This window comes from Sagittula sp. MA-2, from assembly GCF_030126985.1.
Taxonomy (GTDB): Bacteria; Pseudomonadota; Alphaproteobacteria; order Rhodobacterales; family Rhodobacteraceae; genus Sagittula.
Window position 1 is genome coordinate 3,474,403 of record NZ_CP126145.1, and the last position, 14,435, is coordinate 3,488,837.

Consider the following 14,435-nt stretch of genomic DNA (forward strand, 5'->3'; position numbering starts at 1 on the left):
CCAAGTGGATCGAGGCGCGTCCCCTCATGCCAACAGAAGCGCCGCTGTTTGATGATTTCCACCCGGAAATGACCCGGGTTTGGAGTGAACCCCTCGGCCTGGACTATGAGAGCCTGAGAATCTGATAGGCTGAAAGGTCCTTGTCTGGAGAAGGCTCATGACATCACTAAGTCTCTGTCGTCGGCATTCGATGCCGTTCAAACTTCAGCTTTGCCAAGACATCCGCGCCGGCGGAATTGGTCGGCGGGATGCAAAGCGCACGCACCAAATATCCCCAAACCTCGTCCACCTTTGGCTGACGCAGTTCGATCGGCACGTACGGACCAGCGAGGAAGCGGAGGCTAGCGTCATCGCCGATGTCGTCCAACGATTGCCGATCTTCATCGAGCAGGTCCACAATACCAGGACACTGCACTCAGCCTTGGGCTACCGAACGCCCAAAGAGTTCACTCCACTGCCCTGGTCGCTTGGATCGAAATCAACAGGATTGAGAAGCAGCGGATCTCACGTCAAAAGCAACGGACTGCTGCTTTCTATTTTTGCTCTCGTCAAAATCGTGTTGAAAAGAACCGTTTCAGGATACCGATAAACGCGTCAAATTTATCGACGTTAATCAGATGAGATGCATCCTGAACAATTTCCAGTTCACAATCATCAATAAGCTCGGCACATCGTTTTGCCGTTTCTGGAAAAGGTGATGGGGATCGAGTACCGACCATAACTAGGGTCGGACACTCAATCTGAGCCAACAAGTCCTCCGTCAAAGGCGGTCGTGACTTATCCTGCATCTGAAGTTGAACGGAGTTGACGTTAGCAAGCGAAATTTGTTGCAATTCGACCGGACTCTTCTGCCATTCTCCCTCGCCACAGACACTATTGAGGTAGGCTGCTACACCGTCCCGGCTATCACCGTTCTCAATCAGTTCGAGCGCCTTTTGTTGAAACTCCGCAAGTGATCTCGCGGTTTCCATACCCGCGATTTTTCCACCGGGCTCAACGAGTGTGAGCGACTTCAGAAGATCCGGCCGCTGCGCAGCAATCCGCGCGCAAAGATACCCCCCGTACGAATGACCAACGAGATGTACTTGCCCAAGTTGCAGAGCTTCCAGAAACGATACAACATCTTCGGTTTGCTCGATCGCAGAATAGGTGGAGGGAACGACGTTCGGCGGAACTGGCCAATGATGTCGCCGGCTCAACGCGATACAGCGGAAAGACCGTGACAGTTCGCCGACGACATCGTTCCAATACCTTAGATCCAGAGCCGACCCATGCACGAACACAACGGCATTCCCGTGTCCCTCATCCACATAGGAAAAGCGGTAACCACGTACGTCAATTTTCTTCATGATATGTCCGTTGTGTGAGATTCGTGCTCAGCTTTTCCGAAATCATCCGTACACCAGCGTCGGCAGCCACAAGGAAATCGCGGGGATGTATGTAACAAGGATCAGGAGCACCAGCATAAGGAGCATGAACGGAAGAACCCCTTTCGTGACTTCGGACAAGGGCGTCGATGTCGCGGACGACAGTACGAAGAGGTTTAGACCGATAGGTGGCGTGATCAGCGCCAACTCCATGTTGATCACCATCACGACAGCAAAGTGGATAGGGTCGTTTCCCATCGGCGCAAGCAGCGGAAGGATGATCGGAAGTGTAATCAACATGATCGCCATTACCTCGAGAAATGTCCCAAGGATCAGGAAAAAAATGTTGATGATTATCAAAAACTGCCATGGCTTCAGGTTGGCATTCGAGATTGCGTCAGCGAGTTGCTGTGGCCCGCCGGACGACGTCATCCAGTGACCGAATGAAACCGCCGTCATGATGATTGCAATGATTGTCGCGGTGCGGCGCATTGACATACCAATTAGCGGTAGTATGTCCCGCACCTTGCACCCGCCGTAAAACATCACACTCACGACGATCGACAAGAACGCCGCAACACCGGCGGCTTCGGTTACGGTTACGATCCCCGAATAGATGCCACCAAGAATGACCACTGGTATAAGCAGCGCCGGGAGCGCCTTAAGTGTTCTGCTGCCGGCCTCTTTAGACGATATCTGAGGCGCCTTGGGATAGCCCCGACGATTTGCAGACCAGACAGCGTAGGCAATAAATAGGCCAGCTTGCATTATCCCAGGAACGACTCCAGCGAGAAACAGACGCGGGACCGACTCTTCGGCGATCATGGCATAGACAATGAAAGCCAGACTGGGGGGGATGAGAATACCCATCGTGCCGGATGCACCGACGAGTCCAACGGCAAAAGGGCGCTCGTATTTCTGTTCGATCATCGCCGGAACAAGGATAACGCCCAATGCCACAGCCGTCGCAACGGACGATCCACATATCGCTGCAAAAACCGTGGTCGCCAATACGCCAGCGACAGCGAGACCACCGGTCATGCGTCCAACCAGCACGTTCGCGAAATCTATCAGAGCAGCTGCGATGCCACCGCGTTCCATAAATGTTGCCGACATAACGAAAAAGGGGATGGCAAGCAGCGTAAGTGAATTGAGGTGGTCCACGTAGATTTGGCCGATGCTGAGCAAAGGCATTCCCTCAAGGAGCAGAAGCACCCCAGAGATTGCACCCAGCACGATGTAAATCGGGACACCGACAGCAAGCATCAAAAGCAGAACTGCCGTAACGACAAGATATTCCATATCTCAAGTATCCTCGGAGGTGTTCTTTGCCCGCAGGCGATTTCCAAGAAAGACCATGTAAACGACACATTGAATTGCCATGCCGACCGGCAAAGCCAAGTAGTAGTAAGCTTTCGGAAAATGGAGCGATGTGTCGCCAGTCTCTCCCAGCATCAGAGCAAAGCCGACAACCTTCCAACCCGCAAAAACCAGCACCGCGGAGTAGATGAAGCCGATGATCCAGAGGAAAACTTCCAACCTCGCCTGCCAGGCACCTTTCAGATTGGCTACAAGAAAGTCGGCACTGACGTGCTCGTTTTTCCGCGCGAGTTCGCCAAACGACAAGAACACGCCCCAGATGACAAGGTAGACTGTCACCTCTGCGCCCCAATCCGTGAGGAGTCGAGGTGCGAAATATCGGCCCACGACCTCGTAACACACGAGCAGCAAGGGCAAGAAACCGAGCACACCACCGACGAATTCGGCCAGCCGGCTGAGACTTGCAATGATTTTCACTTGTTGTCTCCTGAACGATCAGTCCAAGTGCGGTCCCGAAGCACTGTTCGGGACCGCAAACTGTGCTGACTTACGTCAGATCAGTTCATGATCTTGGCGAGTTCGGCTTCAACCAATTCGGCGAACTCTTTCGAAATTCCGAGCTCCTCGATAAGCGCAGGTTGCGTCGCCATCAGTTTGGCCCGCGTTTCAGCGAGTGCTTCCGGATCGGGATCAACCGTTTCGATGCCATTGTCGGCATTTGACTGGCGCGCCTCTTCCTGCAGCCCGAGTGCATTTTTCCGGGCTTCCGACACCAGGTCATTCCAGGTCGTTTGGATCAGATCTTGAAGGTCGGGCGGATAGCTGTCCCATGCCTTGCGCGAAATCATCGGGACGTACTGCAGGAATGCCTGACGATCCTCGAACCCATATTTGATTCCGCTATCGAATAGCTTTGAACTGCGGACAGATTCCTGCGTGCTCCAGATGCCATCGACAGTGCCACGCTGCAGGGCCTGCGGGACATCCGAAATTGAAATGACAACCGGCACGGCACCGAGCGCCTCGTACCGGCTCAAGGTCGCGGCCCCGCCAGGGACGCGCATCTTCAGTCCAACCGTTTGGCCTCGGACACTTCCATGCCGCCATACTTCGAGCGCCATTTGTAAAACGTGCCATCGCTAATGCCGTGCTTCCGGCAGAGCTCCTTGGCGCCTATTCCGGCTTGGTGCTCCTTCAGGATGCCAATGATCTGCTCTTCGCTGAAACGGCTCTTCCGCATCGTCTGTCGCCTCGTTTGGAGAACAGGCTAACTGCAAACCGCGGACTTTTCAGGGGAGCACGTCACCCATGATGTCGGGAATGCCGCGGTCGAAGATCACGGGGCCTGAGAGGGCCTGAGCGTCCTCGTAGGCGCGGAGGTCGCGCTCAAGCATCCGTTATGCGGTCCGCCCAGGGGAGGGCGTCTCCGCCGCTCTGCATCTCCTCGTGGATGATGGCGCGACCGGATTCGGGGATTGTGTGAAAGCCGCGGCGGGAGAGCTCGGTGATCAGGCTGGTCTTGCCCGCACCGGGACCGCCCGTCACGACGAAGAAATGGTCGCTCATGGGCCATCCTCGATGGTGAAAGGGGAAGGGCTGCAAAGCGATCGACAGGCCAGGAGCGGCGATCAAGGCAGCATGGATTTTCGTAGGGAAAACAGCACCGGTCTGCGTGGCAGAGGCAAAACCTCTGACGAGAAAGGCAGAATTATCTGGTGCTTTTCAACACGGATGCGAGCTGCCCTTGCGAGATCGAACCCCGAGCTCTTGCTAACCATGCGATCGCTCAACCAGCTAGTCTAAGATGCCACCCGCTCAATTGCTCTACGGAAGCTCGTTTCCATGTTCGACATCCGCCCAATGCTTGTTAACGGGCATACGGGCTGCCCGCTTTGCCATTTCCTCAATCTGGATCGGTCGAAAGTCCCACTGGTCGACGCCGACATTTATGCTGTTTCGCGAGCCTGCCCACTGGTCGTGGACGTGGCCGAACAGCTGCAGGGCGCCTCTGCGTGCGCCGTTCCAGGTGATCATCGGATAATGGCACAGGACGAGGCTGTGTTCGCCGTCCTGGATCTCGGCCATGTACTCGGTGCTTAACCATGGGAGAGAGATGACCGCTTCATCGTCGTGGTTGCCAATAATTAGATGCTTGCGACCGGGGAGGCTATGAAACCAGCTCTCGAACTGTGCAGTATCATCAGCGCGGCCGAAGGCGAAATCTCCCAAAATCCAGAGGTCATCATCGTGCGCGACGCAGGCCTAGAAGCTGGCGATCAGGGCCGCGTTCATCTCTGCGGTTGAGGCGAAGGGGCGCTTGCAGAAGTCGATGATGCGGTGGTGGCCGAAGTGCAGGTCGGCCGAATACCAGTTGGCCATACCTGTGCGCTTCTGTGTTCGTCAGGCCTCAGCTTAGAGACGAGGTCATGCGAGCGCAAATATCTGTAAGTTCGGAAGGATTCTGGAAGATGGGACTGCCGGATCGTTGCCAAGTTCCAGTCTGGCACCGGCAAGACATCAAGATGAACCGGATAGGTTCCAACCTTGGGCTAATACCAAATTCAGGAAGATTTGGCTGGGGTGGTAGGATTCGAACCTACGGTACGCGGTACCAAAAACCGTTGCCTTACCACTTGGCTACACCCCAACCGTGGCGCGCTACTTACTGCGCCGGTTCGGGAGGATCAAGACCTTCTTCCCGAAAAAATCACTCCATCTTCCGAAGCGGTGCGGGCGGGCCTGCAATGTCCGTGTCGTAGAAGCGGAACTGCGCCCTGCCCGCGCGCTTGGAGGCGTAGAGCGCCGTGTCCGCGCGGTCCATGATGTCCGACGGCTGCAGCCCCTCGCCCTCGGAAATCGCGATCCCGATGCTGGCCGAGATTCGGCATTCCGCCGTGCCCCAGGGAATGGGCCGTTCGATCCGTTCGATCATGCGGCCGGCGATCTCCGCGATGCGCGGCATCCGCGTCAGGTTGGCGAAGACGATCACGAATTCGTCGCCGCCGACCCGCGCCACCGTGTCGTCCTTGCGTGATTCCTCCAGCATGATCCGTGCCGCATGGCGCAGGACGTGATCCCCCGCCGCGTGGCCGTGGGTGTCGTTCACCGCCTTGAAGAAATCGAGGTCGAGGTGCATCAGCGCGTAGGCCCGCCCCTGCCGCGCGATCCGGTCCAGCACGGTGTCCAGCGCGCGCCGGTTGCGCAGGCCGGTCAGCGTGTCGGTGAAGGCGCGCTCCTCCGCCGCGACCATCGCCCCCTGCAGCCGGGTGTTGAGGCTGCGCGAGGCGTCCATGGCGGCGGACTTCGCCTCCACGAGATACAGCATCTCGATGGCCAGGTCGGTCGGCGCGAAATCGGTGCTGGTCAGGGCGTAATCGCGCACCGCGTCGACCACCGCGATGCCGAACGACAGGTTGACCACCGCGCCGCCGTCCGCGGTGCCCACCACCAGCCCCTTCAGCGCGGTGCGCACACCGTCGCGCAGGCGGAGGTGCAGCTTGCGGCCCTGGGCCGCGCGCAGGCCCGCCATGTCGGTCACCGCGCGCGGGCGGTATACCTCGAACACCTCTAGGAACCGGGCGTTCTCCAGCCGCCGCCGGCTGAGCTTGTGCAGCGTCGGACCGGCCTGCACGATGTGCCCCGTGGGCGACAGGACGGCATGCATAGGGCAGAGCGCGTGCAGGACCTCTTCGGGCAGGGATGTCACGCCGCCCCCCCCTGCGTGCCGCCTGCGGCGAGGTCGAAGGAGCGGCCTGCGGAGAAGGCGGTTTCGACCAGCGTGATCTCCACCTCCTGCCCGCTTGCGCCCGGGCGTTCCGCATCCATGAGCACAAGCGCGCCGTAATCGTCGGCCATGGCGCGCAGCACGCCCACCATGACGAAGCCGAAGCCGGGCAGCCCCTCTCCGACCGCGAGGCGGAAGGTGTTCTGCCCCATGTCGCGCAGTTCGAGATCCGGCAGAACGAGGTCGGCCACCGCCAGCCGCGCCCGGTCCGGCAGGTCGTCGAGGGAATGCAGGAACTCGATGTAGTCGACGCCGCCGAAACGCAGCAGGCGGCGCAGCCCCTCGCTGTTGGGATGGGAGACGAGGTAGGTGCCCACGTCCTCAAGGAAGAGGTCGCTGCTCTTGCCCAACCGGGTTTCCGTGGCGGCGATTATCGCGTCGAAGGTTTCCGGCGGATAGTTCAGCATCGCCTCGAAATCGCCGGCCTCGAACTGGGCATGGGCGGTGATTGCCTCCCACGCGGACTGCCCGTAGGTGTCCTGCACAAAGACCTGGAATGTTCTCAGGATGAGACCATGCATGACCGCTGCTCCGCTTTCGGCGGCACCATGCGGGAACGACGCTTAACACGCGCATAACATCTGCAATTGTGCCGAGTTTCGGGGCGGAGGCGGCCCGCGGAAACCCCTGATCCGTGCACCCTGGCAGAGGCGGAAACAGGTATTTCAGCCAAGGTGAAGGAGCGGGACGCGCGCGCCGGTCAGACCGGGGGCGCCGTGGTGCCGGGGCCGCCCTCCCGGGCCGGCCCGGGGCAGCGGGGATGGCGTCAGAAATCGGTCGGCGCGCCGCCCTCTTCCTTGCGTTTCGCGACGAAGGCGGCCAGTTCCTCGGCCACGGCGTCCTCCATCGGGGGGGCCTCGAACTCGTCGATGATGCGCTTGAAGACCGCGTGGGCACGTTCCGCCGTCCAGACGGCGCCCGCGGCCTCCCAGGCCTCGTAGTTCTTCCAGTCCGACAGGAACGGCTGGTAGAAGGCGGTCTCGTAGCGATCCTGCGTGTGCTGCACCCCGAAGAAGTGCCCGTTCGGGCCGACTTCGCGGATGGTCTCCAGCGCGAGCGACTCATCGGAGCAGTCCCAGACCTCCGGCTCCATGTAGCGCTGGATCTGGCCCAGCACCTCGCAGTCCATGACGAACTTCTCGGGCGAGGCGATCAGCCCGCCTTCGAGCCAGCCCGCCGCGTGGTAGACCATGTGCGTTCCGGACTGGACCGCCGCCCAGAGCGAATGCTCCGTCTCCCACATCGCCTGCCCGTCGGGCACGTTGGCGGCGCAGACGCCGGAGGAGCGCATCGGCAGCCCGTAGTAGCGCGCCATCTGGCCGGTCATCTGGGTGGCGCGCATGTACTCCGGCGTGCCGAAGGCGGGGGCGCCGGTTTTCATGTCGACGTTGGAGGTGAAGGTGCCGATCACGCAGGGCACGCCGGGCCGGATGACCTGCGCCAGCACCACCGCCGCCAGCCCTTCTGCCAGCGACTGCGCGACGGCGCCCGCCATCGTCACCGGCGCCATGGCGCCTGCCAGCGTGAAGGGCGTCACGATCAGCCCCTGCCCGCGCCGCGCCATGCGCATCCAGCCGTCCATCATCGGGTAGTCGTGCTTCAGCGGCGAGGTGGAGTTGATGTTGGTGTACATCCGCGGGCTGGCGTCGAATGCCTCATGGCTCAGCCCGCCCGCGATGCGCACCATCTCCATCACGTCCTCCACCCGCTCCGCCCCCAGCGAATAGGCGTGCACCACCTTGTCGCAGAGCGTCAGCTTGTCGTGCAGCACGTCGAGGTGGCGCACCGAAGGGTGGATGTCGCAGGGCTCCACCGGGTAGCCGCCGGCGAAATGGATGCAGTTGAAGTACTGCGTGAGCTTCAGCAGGTTGCGGCACTGTTCCCGCGTGCCCGAGACCTTCCGCCCGAGTTCCAGATCCCAGTAGTTGGGCGGCGACGAGACGTTGCCGAAGAGGATCGCGTCGCCGCCGATGGGCAGGGCGCGCGCCGGGTTGCGCGGGGTCATGGTGAAGGTGGCGGGCGCCTTGCCGACCATCTCCATTACCATGTCGCGGCCCATGCGGACGTTCTCTCCGTCGACCGTGCAGCCCGCGTCGCCGAGGATCTTCACCGCGTCGGGATGCAGGAACTCGATCCCGATCTCTTCGAGGATGCGCATGGTGGCATTGTGCAGGCGGATCACCGATTCCGGGCTGAGCGGTTCGGTCGGGCGGTCGGCGTTGCGCGGGATGCGCCACGGGCCCTGGGCCACGGTCGCGGCCCCCCGGCGGGAATTCCCGGCCCGGCCTCCGTGGCGGCGGCGTTTCGGCGCGGAGTCTTCCGGCATGATGGCTCTCTCCCTGGGATCCGGTGGGCAGCGACACCCCCATCACACAGCGAACCCGCGCCCTCTGCCTGCCGAAAGACGACTCATGTGGTCGTTTTTGCCGGGCGGCCTGCCGCGATCACCTGCGGCCGGGGCGCCTGTCGAGCCAGCCCGGCAGGTGGCCGATGTCCGGCAGCACCGCCTCGGCGTGGGGGCCAAGCACCTCCGGCCCGGCCATGCCGGTCAGCACGCCGACGCAGACCATGCCCGCGGCGCGCCCGGCCAGAAGGTCGTGCGTGCTGTCGCCGACCATCGCCACGCGTTCAGGCGCCACGCCCACACGCTCGGCGAAGGCCAGCAGCGGATCGGGCGAGGGCTTGGCCCCCCAGCCGCTGTCGGCACCCGCGACGAAATCGAACTGCCCGAGGATGCCGACCTCCGCCAGATGCGCGCGCGCCACCGATTCCGTGTCGTTGGTCATCACGCCCAGCATCATGCCCCGCGCCGCCAGCTCTGCCAGAAGCGGCACCAGCGGCACCGCCTCCACCAGCGGCGCGCGGCCCGCTTCCTCGACGATGATCCGTTCCAGCTCTGCCGCGTCCTGCGGCAGGACCCAGGCCAGAAGCGTCGCGATCTCGCGGTTGGTGCCGGCGATGGCGGGGCTGTCGGGCAGGAAGCGCCCTGCCTCTAGGTCGAACCGCAGCACGTCGGCGGCCCGCGCCGCGCGCGCCGCGTCACCGTCGGACAGCCGCGCGATCAGCCGCGCCGCAAAGACGTCCCACGTCGCAGAGAAATCGAAAAGCGTTCCGTCCTTGTCGAACAGGACGGCGTCGACGCTCAGGTCCAATGCCACTCTCCTCCGCCCGGAAGGGCCGCGCGGGCCTGCGCGACCACCGTGTAGGGCAATCCCGCCGATTCGCAGAACGCCATGACCCAGGCGTCGTCCATCATCACGAAGTCGAGCACCGCGGCCTGAAAGACCGGGTCGCCCAGGCCATTGCGGAAGTCCACCTCAGACGCACCCGAAGCGCCCAGAAACACCGGCAATAGTTCATCGTTGCCTGCCAGCCATGCCATTGCCTGCAAACTGACCGTCTCGGCACTTTCCTGCGTAAAGCTCAATTCCCACGCCACCTTGAAAGGGTTTCTTAACCAAATTTCACCAAATCTGAAGGGGCCGAGAAGTTCAAGCATGCGCCATCACTCACGGTGCGAGACACGAGGTAGCTGGACACAGATGACAGGCCGGATCCTGGTGGTCGATGCGGTGCCGACCAACCGCATCATACTGCGCGTCAAACTGTCTGCGGCCTATTACGAGGTCGTGCAGGCCGCCTCCGGCGAGGCGGCCCTTGCGATGCTGCGCAAGGCCGATCCGGACGTCGTCATCGCGGCCTCCGACCTGCCCGACATGTCGGGGCGCACGCTTTGTGCCGCGATCCGGCACAGGTGTGCCTCCCGCCCCGGTCCCGCCGTCCCGGTCATCATCGTGCACCCCGCGGGCCAGGCGGACGAACGGCTGGCGTCGCTTGCCGCGGGGGCCGACGACGTGCTGTCGCGGCCGATCGACGACATCGTGATGCTGGCGCGGCTGCGCTCTCTCCTGCGCGCCCGCGACGCGGAGGCGGAGCTTCAGCTGCGTGACGACACCCGCCGCGCGCTGGGTCTGGCCGAACAGGCCGCCGACTTCACCACGCCCGGGCAGGTGCGGATCATCGCCGACCGGCCCGGCGATTCCGTGCGCGCCCGGATCGAGGCGCTGCGCCGCCGCTCCGACGACCACATCGAACTGGTCGATCCCGACAACGCCATGCGCGAGAACCCGCGCCACCCCGACGTGGTCGTCCTGCTTGAGACCGAGCATTCCGCAGGCGATGTGCTGTCGCTCCTGCCGCAACTGCGGTCCAACCGCAGCACGCGCCGGTCCGCGCTGGTCTACGTGGCCCTCCCCGACCAGCGGAGGGAGGCGGCCTCCGCCCTCGACATGGGCGCCAGCGACCTGATGTCCGACGGGCTCGAAGTGGACGAACTCGCGATCCGGCTGAAAAAGCAGATCGCCCGCAAACGCCTGGGCGACAGGCTCAGGGCGAACATGCGCGACGGGCTGCGCGCCGCGGTCACCGACCCGCTGACCGGGCTCTACAACCGGCGCTACGCCCTGCCCCACGTCTCGCGGCTGGCCGACCGGGCAGAGCGCTCGCGCAGGCCCTACGCGCTGCTGCTGGCGGATCTCGACTACTTCAAGCAGGTGAACGACGACTACGGTCATGCGGCGGGCGACGCGGTGCTGGTGACGCTCGCGCAGCGGCTGACCGACAACCTGCGCGCCGCCGACCTGATCGCCCGCTGGGGTGGGGAGGAATTCCTCGTCGCGATGCCCGACACCGACCGCACGGCGGCCCGCCTGACCGCCGGACGGCTGTGCAGCCTGATGGCGAAGAACCCGATCCGCCTGCCAGATGGGCGCCGGATCACCGTCACGCTGTCCATCGGCGTGGCCATCGGTGTCTCGCGCAGCGCAGAGACCCCGGCAGACCTGATCTCCAGCGCCGATGCCGCGCTTTACGCCGCGAAGAACGGCGGCCGCAACACGGTGGTCATGGCCGACACGGTCCTCGCGCTGCCGTTGCCGAAGGTCGTCCCGGCCCTGCCGCCCGCGCCGAAGCCGAACCCGCGGCTCGCGCCCCCCGAACCGCTGCGCGGCCAGGACACCGGCACCGACGGGGCGACGATCCCGCCATGGGGCCTGCCGCACCTCTGAGCGAAGGCAGACCGCCCGCAGCGGCAACACCCTTTCGGACAATGCCGGACAGAAAAACGCGCCGGAAACCCCCGGCGCGCGCATCCCGTTCCTAGTCCTGTGGCGGGCCGTCATTACGGCGGTGCCCTTCGAAATGCCGCGCGCGCCGTTCCTGGAACCGCGCCAGCGTCTCTTCGAGACGGTCGGCATAGGCGCCGCGTTCCTCCGGGCTCATCTCCGCGACATAGGCGCTCAGCACTTCCTGTCCGCGCTTGCGGAAACCGGCGCTGCGGTCCGCCTGCGCGGTCATCAGCGCCTCCAGCGCCGCGGGGTCGTAAGGCTCGGCGCGCAGCACCTCCAGCGCCTGCCGGTAATCGGCGAACACGTCGCGCCGCACGCTCCGCGCCTCCTTGCGGTCGTTCACGAAGGCGTCGCGCAGCGCCTGCCGCACCTCGTCGCGCTGATCCTCGTCCAGCGCCCGGGTGTAGGGCAGCGCCGGGTCCCCGCCATCGGGCCGTCCCGGCGGTGGCGGCGGGCCGTTCCACAGGAAGGCCACCACCACACCGGCGACCACGAGGTTGGCCGCCAGCGACAGGAAAAGCATGATCCGCAGCACGCGGTTGCCTTGCGATCCGGCCATGCCGCTCATCCCTCCAACATCGCCAGTTCGAACCCCGAAAGCGGGTCGACACCCACTTCCCCGAGGTTCGTCCTGTCCCCCCAGTACGCGTCCAGCGTCGCGGGCGGGTTCACTCCGATCCAGATGCCCGCCGCACAGGCCGCCGCCAGCCCGGTCATCCCGGCCCAGCCGCCCAGCGCGCTGCGTACCTGCATCCAGAACCCCGGCGACGGCGCGCGCGCCGCGGGCACCGGCATTTCGGCCAGCGCATCGGCGGTCAGCCGTGCCATGAAATCACCGTCGGGCACCGGCGCTTCGGCCCGTGCCGCTTCGAAGAAGACCGAGAGGTCGTCCGCGGCCCCCGGCATCGTGTCGTCCCTTGGATCAGTCATCGCCGTCGTACCCCAGTTCTGTCCTGCGCCCGGCCAGAAGCGCCTCCAAAGTCCGTTTTCCCCGTGCCGTCAGACTTTCCACGGCGCGTGTCCCGATGTCCATGATCTGCGCGATCTCGGGATTTCCCAGCCCCTCGATATGCCGCAGGATCACCGCCTGGCGCTGCCGCTCGGGAAGCTCGTCGAGCGCGGCCTGCAGGGCCTCGGCCCGGGCCGCCTGCTGCATGTGCTGCACGGCCGAGGGCCGGTCGTCCTCGGGCTCCGGTATGTCGTCGAGCGCCGGACCCGCGCGGCTCTTCCGCCGCATCCGGTCGATGCAGAGGTTCGCCGTCACCCGGTAAAGCCAGGTCGAAACCTTGGCTTCTCCCGACCGCCAGTCGGCCGCGGCGCGCCACAGGCGCAGAAGCGCCTCCTGCGTCACGTCCTCGGCCTCTGCCCGGTCGCCGCCCAGCATCCGGTAGGCATGGGCCAGCACACGGGGCGCCAGACGCGCCGTCAGCGCGCGCGCCGCAGCGGCGTCGCCCGCGGCATAGGCCGCGAGAAGCTCCTCCTCGGCACAGTCGCTCATGGCGTCATATGGCATCCCGGTTCCGTACCCATCTGCGCTAACCCCAACCGTGTCACCACGCAATGCCCCCGGGCCAAAAGGCCGGCCCGGGGTGCGCACTCATGAACTCAGCGGTCGTGACGCCAGGGGAAACGGCCCTGGCCGGGTTCTCCGCGTTCGCCACGTTCGCCGCGCGGGCCATGGCCGCGGTCGGCATGCCGCTCGCGCATCTTCGTCTTGGCCGCCGCGATCTCTTCCTGGCTCAGCGCGCCGTCACCGTCGGTGTCCAGCCGCTCCAGCATCCGGTCGAACATGTCCGCCGGGGCCTGGCGCTGCGCCTCGTCGAGGCTCAGCATGCCGTCGCCGTCATAGTCCAGCCGGTCGATCATCGCCTGGCTGCGCTCGGTCATCCGCTCCACGCGGCGCGCCTCGCGCTGGGCCTCGGCCCGGGCGACCATCTCGTCGGCACTCAGCATGCCGTCGCCATTGGTGTCGGCGTCGGCAAAGCGCTTCTCGGCAGCGGCCTTCATCTCGTCCTCGGTGATCTTGCCGTCGCCATCGGCGTCCGCCGCGGCGAACATCTCTTCCGGGAAGAAGCCGTGCGGACCCATGCCGCCGTGCGCCCCGTCCGGGCCGCGCCCGAAGTCACGGGCCTGCGCCGCACCGGCGGTGGTCAGCACCGCCACAAGCGCCGCGGTCATCCAGAGGGTCGAAGTCGTCCTGGTCATTGTCGTAGTCTCCATGGTTTCTGTCGAACCTGTCCCGAGCGCCGTTCACCGGCGTCTCTGCAGGGTTCCACGGACGCGGCCGCGCTTTCCGTCGGCCCACCGCACGAAAAACGCGCAGAACCCCATCACTCCGGCGTGAGCGCAAACGGTCCGAATGTGACACGCCGCCGCAAGGACGTTTCGCCCCCTTTCATAAGCCGTACCTTGCGCGCATCTTTCGCGCTCGAGGAGGGACGGGTTTTCATGCGGCACTCAGGCAACATCACAGCAGACACGCCGATCTGGCCGACGCTCTGGCGGGGCTGGCGCAGGCGCTGTCCGAAATGCGGCTCCGGACCGCTCCTGTCCGGCTACCTCAAGGTGCGCGACACCTGCCCGGTCTGCCGGCAGGAACTGTACCACCACCGGGCCGACGACGGCCCGGCCTACCTGACGATCCTCATCGTCGGGCACATCATGGCACCGCTGCTCCTGATCGTGTTCGAGGCATGGCGCCCCGATCCGCTCGTGCTCTTCACGATCTTTGCAGTTGGCTGCGTTGCGCTTTCCCTCTACCTTCTGCCCCGATTGAAAGGGGCGATCGTGGCCTTCCAGTGGGCCCGGGGGATGCACGGATTCGCGCGCCCCGGCTGA

Annotated in this window: 17 protein-coding genes, 1 tRNA gene and 1 pseudogene; 2 read left to right on the plus strand and 17 right to left on the minus strand. The window is 64.1% G+C overall.

Annotated features, from left to right (window positions below; all coding sequences use genetic code 11):
• Positions 1–548 precede the first annotated feature (548 nt).
• The 13 genes and pseudogenes from QNI11_RS16960 to QNI11_RS17020 form a co-directional block, all read right to left on the minus strand.
• Positions 549–1,349, minus strand: a complete 801-nt coding sequence (locus tag QNI11_RS16960; RefSeq protein WP_283981034.1) for an alpha/beta fold hydrolase — start codon at positions 1,347–1,349, stop codon at positions 549–551.
• A 42-nt stretch (positions 1,350–1,391) separates the two neighbouring features.
• Positions 1,392–2,669 (minus strand): TRAP transporter large permease, encoded by a 1,278-nt coding sequence (locus QNI11_RS16965; RefSeq protein WP_283981035.1) that lies wholly within the window; start codon positions 2,667–2,669, stop codon positions 1,392–1,394.
• A 3-nt stretch (positions 2,670–2,672) separates the two neighbouring features.
• On the minus strand, positions 2,673–3,164 hold the full coding sequence (locus QNI11_RS16970; protein WP_283981036.1) for a TRAP transporter small permease: 492 nt from the start codon (positions 3,162–3,164) through the stop codon (positions 2,673–2,675).
• Between the two features lie 80 nt (positions 3,165–3,244).
• Complete coding sequence (gene dctP / locus QNI11_RS16975) at positions 3,245–3,724, minus strand: TRAP transporter substrate-binding protein DctP (protein ID WP_283981037.1); 480 nt, start codon at positions 3,722–3,724, stop codon at positions 3,245–3,247.
• A gap of 35 nt (positions 3,725–3,759) precedes the next feature.
• Positions 3,760–3,927 (minus strand): annotated as a pseudogene (locus QNI11_RS16980) (transposase); the annotation flags it as partial.
• A gap of 146 nt (positions 3,928–4,073) precedes the next feature.
• On the minus strand, positions 4,074–4,253 hold the full coding sequence (locus QNI11_RS16985; protein ID WP_283981038.1) for an AAA family ATPase: 180 nt from the start codon (positions 4,251–4,253) through the stop codon (positions 4,074–4,076).
• Positions 4,254–4,511: 258 nt separating this feature from the next.
• The gene (locus QNI11_RS16990) at positions 4,512–4,916 is read right to left on the minus strand and encodes a metallophosphoesterase (RefSeq protein ID WP_283981039.1); all 405 of its coding nucleotides are present in this window, start codon (positions 4,914–4,916) and stop codon (positions 4,512–4,514) included.
• Positions 4,917–5,259: 343 nt separating this feature from the next.
• Positions 5,260–5,334, minus strand: a tRNA-Gln gene (locus QNI11_RS16995).
• A gap of 60 nt (positions 5,335–5,394) precedes the next feature.
• Positions 5,395–6,393, minus strand: a complete 999-nt coding sequence (locus tag QNI11_RS17000; RefSeq protein ID WP_283981040.1) for a GGDEF domain-containing protein — start codon at positions 6,391–6,393, stop codon at positions 5,395–5,397.
• The gene (locus QNI11_RS17005) at positions 6,390–6,992 is read right to left on the minus strand and encodes a heme NO-binding domain-containing protein (protein ID WP_283981041.1); all 603 of its coding nucleotides are present in this window, start codon (positions 6,990–6,992) and stop codon (positions 6,390–6,392) included. Before QNI11_RS17005 ends, QNI11_RS17000 begins: the two co-directional genes overlap by 4 nt.
• A gap of 245 nt (positions 6,993–7,237) precedes the next feature.
• A complete protein-coding gene (locus tag QNI11_RS17010; protein ID WP_283981042.1) occupies positions 7,238–8,797 on the minus strand; it encodes a trimethylamine methyltransferase family protein in 1,560 nt (519 codons plus the stop codon).
• Between the two features lie 118 nt (positions 8,798–8,915).
• Positions 8,916–9,617 carry an HAD family hydrolase gene (locus tag QNI11_RS17015; protein ID WP_283983526.1) on the minus strand — a complete coding sequence of 234 codons (702 nt, stop codon included), beginning with the start codon at positions 9,615–9,617 and terminating at the stop codon, positions 8,916–8,918.
• Positions 9,614–9,898: a DUF3572 domain-containing protein gene (locus tag QNI11_RS17020; protein ID WP_100930981.1), complete on the minus strand. Its 285-nt coding sequence runs from the start codon at positions 9,896–9,898 to the stop codon at positions 9,614–9,616. The genes QNI11_RS17015 and QNI11_RS17020 overlap by 4 nt, the downstream gene beginning before the upstream one ends.
• A 115-nt stretch (positions 9,899–10,013) precedes the next feature.
• Here QNI11_RS17020 and QNI11_RS17025 point away from each other — a divergent pair, with 115 nt between their 5' ends.
• Positions 10,014–11,537 carry a diguanylate cyclase gene (locus QNI11_RS17025; protein ID WP_283981043.1) on the plus strand — a complete coding sequence of 508 codons (1,524 nt, stop codon included), beginning with the start codon at positions 10,014–10,016 and terminating at the stop codon, positions 11,535–11,537.
• A gap of 91 nt (positions 11,538–11,628) precedes the next feature.
• On the opposite strand, the gene QNI11_RS17030 is transcribed toward QNI11_RS17025, so the two are convergent.
• The 4 genes from QNI11_RS17030 to QNI11_RS17045 form a co-directional block, all read right to left on the minus strand.
• The gene (locus tag QNI11_RS17030; protein ID WP_283981044.1) at positions 11,629–12,156 is read right to left on the minus strand and encodes a periplasmic heavy metal sensor; all 528 of its coding nucleotides are present in this window, start codon (positions 12,154–12,156) and stop codon (positions 11,629–11,631) included.
• A gap of 5 nt (positions 12,157–12,161) precedes the next feature.
• Positions 12,162–12,527, minus strand: coding sequence for a hypothetical protein (locus QNI11_RS17035; RefSeq protein WP_283981045.1), 366 nt, complete (start codon positions 12,525–12,527; stop codon positions 12,162–12,164).
• The gene (locus tag QNI11_RS17040; RefSeq protein ID WP_100929463.1) at positions 12,520–13,110 is read right to left on the minus strand and encodes an RNA polymerase sigma factor; all 591 of its coding nucleotides are present in this window, start codon (positions 13,108–13,110) and stop codon (positions 12,520–12,522) included. Before QNI11_RS17040 ends, QNI11_RS17035 begins: the two co-directional genes overlap by 8 nt.
• Before the next feature lie 92 nt (positions 13,111–13,202).
• On the minus strand, positions 13,203–13,802 hold the full coding sequence (locus QNI11_RS17045; RefSeq protein ID WP_198521729.1) for an EF-hand domain-containing protein: 600 nt from the start codon (positions 13,800–13,802) through the stop codon (positions 13,203–13,205).
• Positions 13,803–14,045: 243 nt separating this feature from the next.
• Between QNI11_RS17045 and QNI11_RS17050 the strand changes: the two genes are divergently transcribed.
• Complete coding sequence (locus tag QNI11_RS17050; RefSeq protein WP_100929461.1) at positions 14,046–14,435, plus strand: DUF983 domain-containing protein; 390 nt, start codon at positions 14,046–14,048, stop codon at positions 14,433–14,435.

Excerpts from the sequence above, each read along its gene's own strand:
- QNI11_RS16960 (WP_283981034.1), bottom strand. The coding sequence starts at position 1,349 with ATGAAGAAAATTGACGTACGTGGTTACCGCTTTTCCTATGTGGATGAG.
- QNI11_RS16965 (WP_283981035.1), bottom strand. The coding sequence starts at position 2,669 with ATGGAATATCTTGTCGTTACGGCAGTTCTGCTTTTGATGCTTGCTGTC.
- QNI11_RS16985 (WP_283981038.1), bottom strand. The coding sequence starts at position 4,253 with ATGAGCGACCATTTCTTCGTCGTGACGGGCGGTCCCGGTGCGGGCAAG.
- QNI11_RS17005 (WP_283981041.1), bottom strand. The coding sequence starts at position 6,992 with ATGCATGGTCTCATCCTGAGAACATTCCAGGTCTTTGTGCAGGACACC.
- QNI11_RS17010 (WP_283981042.1), bottom strand. The coding sequence starts at position 8,797 with ATGCCGGAAGACTCCGCGCCGAAACGCCGCCGCCACGGAGGCCGGGCC.
- QNI11_RS17025 (WP_283981043.1), top strand. The coding sequence starts at position 10,014 with ATGACAGGCCGGATCCTGGTGGTCGATGCGGTGCCGACCAACCGCATC.
- QNI11_RS17030 (WP_283981044.1), bottom strand. The coding sequence starts at position 12,156 with ATGGCCGGATCGCAAGGCAACCGCGTGCTGCGGATCATGCTTTTCCTG.
- QNI11_RS17035 (WP_283981045.1), bottom strand. The coding sequence starts at position 12,527 with ATGACTGATCCAAGGGACGACACGATGCCGGGGGCCGCGGACGACCTC.
- QNI11_RS17040 (WP_100929463.1), bottom strand. The coding sequence starts at position 13,110 with ATGCCATATGACGCCATGAGCGACTGTGCCGAGGAGGAGCTTCTCGCG.
- QNI11_RS17045 (WP_198521729.1), bottom strand. The coding sequence starts at position 13,802 with ATGACCAGGACGACTTCGACCCTCTGGATGACCGCGGCGCTTGTGGCG.
- QNI11_RS17050 (WP_100929461.1), top strand. The coding sequence starts at position 14,046 with ATGCGGCACTCAGGCAACATCACAGCAGACACGCCGATCTGGCCGACG.